Genomic DNA, 3,175 nt, shown 5'->3' with positions numbered 1-3,175 from the left:
ACGCGCTCGGCGTCCGCCTGACCACGCTCCGCCCGGAGCAGGCCGCCTACATCGGCGTCCCGGTCGAGGGCCCGTACAAGCCGGACCACTACCGCTACTGATCAACCCCTGATCAGGCTCTGATCAGCGGCAGCAGTACGTGAAGCAGGCCCCCGGCAGCGTGCCGGGGGCCTGCCCCGTATCCCTCGATCCCAAGAAGAGTGCGCACCATGCCCCGCGGCCGCTACTCGCTCCACGACCCGCACGACCACACCCCCCTCGGCGAGGAGCACTTCCACTGCGCCCCCGGACCCTCCGGCTGGCGCTACGTCTCCCAGCTCACCGGCCCGGACGGGGACCACCGCGGTTCCGTCGACCTGGCGATCGACGAGCTGGGCCGCCCCATCCGCATGGAGGTCAACGCCGCGAGCTGGCAGGTGCGCGGCGCCGCCATCGACGGCGTCACCTGGGTACGTACCGACCCCACCGGCACCGAGGCCACCGAGGGCAACATCGCGGCCCCAGGCTTCACCGGCACCTCCCCGGCCTTCCTCATCGCCACGTCCCGCCTGCTGCGCCTGACTCCCGGCGCCCCCGCCACCCGCGTCAGGCTCCTAGCCCTCACCGACCCGGTACTGGCACCCCGTACGGTCGACCAGGCCTGGGCGCTGCTGGCCCGCGAGGAACACCCCACGGACAGCGGCCCGCTCCTGGTGGACGAGTACCGGGTCAGCGCACTGGACACGGGCGAGGTCCACACGATCCACATCGCCGGGGACGTGGTCCTCTCGGCCCCCGGCATCGAACTCGAACACCTGGAGACACCGCCCTCGGCCTTCGAGGAGCAGTGACCCCTCAGGCGGGCGGCGCGAACCCGCCGGCGCGCGGAGCATCAGCAGGCGCCACGGGAGCCACGGGAGCCACAGACGCGGGAGCAACGTAGGCGACCGGCGGTGCCACGGGCATCGGCATCGGAGAGGGATGGGGCGCGAACCCGGCCCCGGAGCCGGCCCCCGGACCGGCGACGGCGGCCGACCGGAACGCCCGCGCGGCGTCCCGCGACTGCCGCTCGTGCACCACGGCCATCAGGAACGCGGCAGCCGGCACCCCGGCCGGCGGCGGGGTTCCCGTACGCGCCACCAGATCGTCCGCGAGCCGCACCGCCATCGCGGCACCCACCTGCGGATCCAGCTGGTTCATCCGCGTCAGGTACTGGCGAATCGCCAGCCACAGCCCGTCCGGCACCGCGGACAGATCCAGCCCGGTGAACCGCCCGGCCAGCCACGGCGGCGGCGGGGGCACCGGCATGACCCGCGCCCCCGGCACCCGCTCCCGGACCACGAGCGTCCCCGCGAACACGTCCCCGAGCCGCCGCCCGCGCGCCGACACCAGCGAGGCGATGCACGCGATCGACCCGAAGGTCAGGATCAGCTCCACGATCCCCATCGCCCCGCGGACCATCGCGTGCCGGAACCGGATCGGCCCGCCGTCGTCCCGCACGACCCGCAGCCCGCAGGCGAGCTTGCCGAGCGACCGCCCGTGGGACAGCGTCTCCACCGCGATCGGCACACCTACGACGAACAGCAGGAAGCTCGCCACCCCCACGGCCGCCCGGGCCGCCTCGTCCAGCGAAGCGGTCGCCATGGTCAGCCCGACGGAGATGAGCACGTACCCGGTGACGTAGAGGGTCAGGTCCAGGAGGATCGCCAGCCCGCGGCTCGGCAGCCGCGCGGGCCTGAGCCCCAGGACGACCGCGTCCCCCGTCACCAGATCGCTCACCGCAGCACCTCTCATGTGACCCGCCCGCCCCGCCCTTACGGCATCCAGTCTGCCAAGCTGACCACACTAGGAATAGGCAGCGGCCAGGGGACCTGGGACAGGGGAGCGGCAACCGGATGGATCTCGACGTCTTCGTGACCGCACACCGTGCGGAGTGGGACCGGCTCGACCAGCTCCTGGGCCGAGGCCGCAAACTCACCGGCGAGGAGGCCGACGAACTCGTCGCGCTCTACCAGCGCACTTCCACCCACCTCTCCCAGATCCAGTCCAGCGCCCCGGACCCCCTGCTCACCGGGCGGCTGACCCAGCTGGTCGCCCGCGCCCGCGCCACCGTGACGGGCACCCGCCGGGCCGGCTGGCGCGACGCGGCCCTCTTCTTCACCGTGGGCTTCCCGGCCGCCGTGTACCGCAGCCGCCGCTGGTGGATACCGACCGCCCTGATCTCCACGGCGATCGGCGTGCTCATCGGCTGGTGGATAGCCACGCACCCGGAGGTGCAGAGCGCCATCGCGGCCCCCGAACACCTCAAGGCGCTCACGGAGCCCGGCGGCGAGTACGAGACCTACTACTCCAGCCACCCCGCGGGCTCCTTCGCCGCCCAGGTCTGGACGAACAACGCGCAGGCGGCCGCGATCTGCCTGGTCCTGGGCGCCTTCCTGGGGATACCGGTGCTCTGGATCCTCTTCCTGAACATGGCCAACCTCGGCGTCGGCCTGGGGCTCATGGCCTCCGCCGGCCGCCTCGACGTGTTCCTCGGCCTGATCCTCCCGCACGGCCTGCTCGAACTGACGGCGGTCTTCGTCGCCGCGGGCATGGGCCTGCGCCTGGGCTGGACGGTCATCGACCCGGGCCCCCGCACCCGCCGCACGGCGCTCGCGGAACAGGGCCGAACCGCTCTCGGCATGGCCATCGGCCTCGCGGTGGTCCTCTTCATCTCGGGCCTGATCGAGGGCTTCGTGACCCCGTCGGGCCTCCCGACCTGGGCCCGCATCACGATCGGCGTCGCAGCCGAGGTCGCCTTCCTCCTCTACGTCTTCGTCCTGGGCGGCAGGGCCGCGCGGTCCGGCGAGGTGGGCGACGTGGAGGAGGCCGACCGCACGGCAACGCTCCCGACGGCCGCCTGATGTGCGTACAAGCCCGTTGAGCTGCTAGTCTCCTCGTCGTCCCGCGAAGACCGTTGACACGGAGCGCGCGGAGAGGTAGATTCGAACGGTTGCCTCGAACTGGACAAGTTCGGCAGCGATGGTTTAAGCTTTCTCTCGCCCCCGATACGGAATTGAATTCCAGTGGGGTACAACCGACTCCTCATTCAGGAATCCGAAGCCGGGAAATCCGGTGGAGAACTTCTGATAGAGTCGGAACCGCCGGAAAGGGAAACGCGAAAGCGAAAACCTGGAAAGCGCCGAGGAAGTCGGAC

The 3,175-nt window shown here is 71.6% G+C and carries 4 protein-coding genes; 3 read left to right on the top strand and 1 reads right to left on the bottom strand.

Translation table 11 applies throughout. From position 1 onward, the window contains the following. Together IE257_RS37630 and IE257_RS37625 are read left to right on the top strand one after the other, a co-directional pair. Window positions 1-101 (top strand): adenosylhomocysteinase (locus IE257_RS37630; RefSeq protein WP_189974619.1); only part of this gene is annotated, 101 nt, incomplete at its 5' end. Between the two features lie 108 nt (window positions 102-209). Continuing rightward, complete coding sequence (locus IE257_RS37625; protein WP_189974620.1) at window positions 210-830, top strand: hypothetical protein; 621 nt, start codon at window positions 210-212, stop codon at window positions 828-830. A gap of 4 nt (window positions 831-834) precedes the next feature. Here the strand turns inward: IE257_RS37625 and IE257_RS37620 are convergent, their stop codons facing one another. Then, complete coding sequence (locus IE257_RS37620) at window positions 835-1,758, bottom strand: RDD family protein (protein WP_189974618.1); 924 nt, start codon at window positions 1,756-1,758, stop codon at window positions 835-837. 116 nt (window positions 1,759-1,874) lie between these two features. Here IE257_RS37620 and IE257_RS37615 point away from each other — a divergent pair, with 116 nt between their 5' ends. Continuing rightward, a complete protein-coding gene (locus IE257_RS37615; RefSeq protein WP_189974617.1) occupies window positions 1,875-2,882 on the top strand; it encodes a stage II sporulation protein M in 1,008 nt (335 codons plus the stop codon). The last annotated feature ends 293 nt before the right edge of the window (window positions 2,883-3,175 follow it).

The organism is Streptomyces avidinii (genome assembly GCF_014650695.1).
Lineage (GTDB): Bacteria > Actinomycetota > Actinomycetes > Streptomycetales > Streptomycetaceae > Streptomyces > Streptomyces avidinii.
The sequence above is the reverse complement of the archived record's forward strand: the minus strand, read 5'-3'. Positions and strand labels throughout refer to the sequence as shown.

Excerpts from the sequence above, each read along its gene's own strand:
- IE257_RS37625 (WP_189974620.1), top strand. The coding sequence starts at position 210 with ATGCCCCGCGGCCGCTACTCGCTCCACGACCCGCACGACCACACCCCC.
- IE257_RS37615 (WP_189974617.1), top strand. The coding sequence starts at position 1,875 with ATGGATCTCGACGTCTTCGTGACCGCACACCGTGCGGAGTGGGACCGG.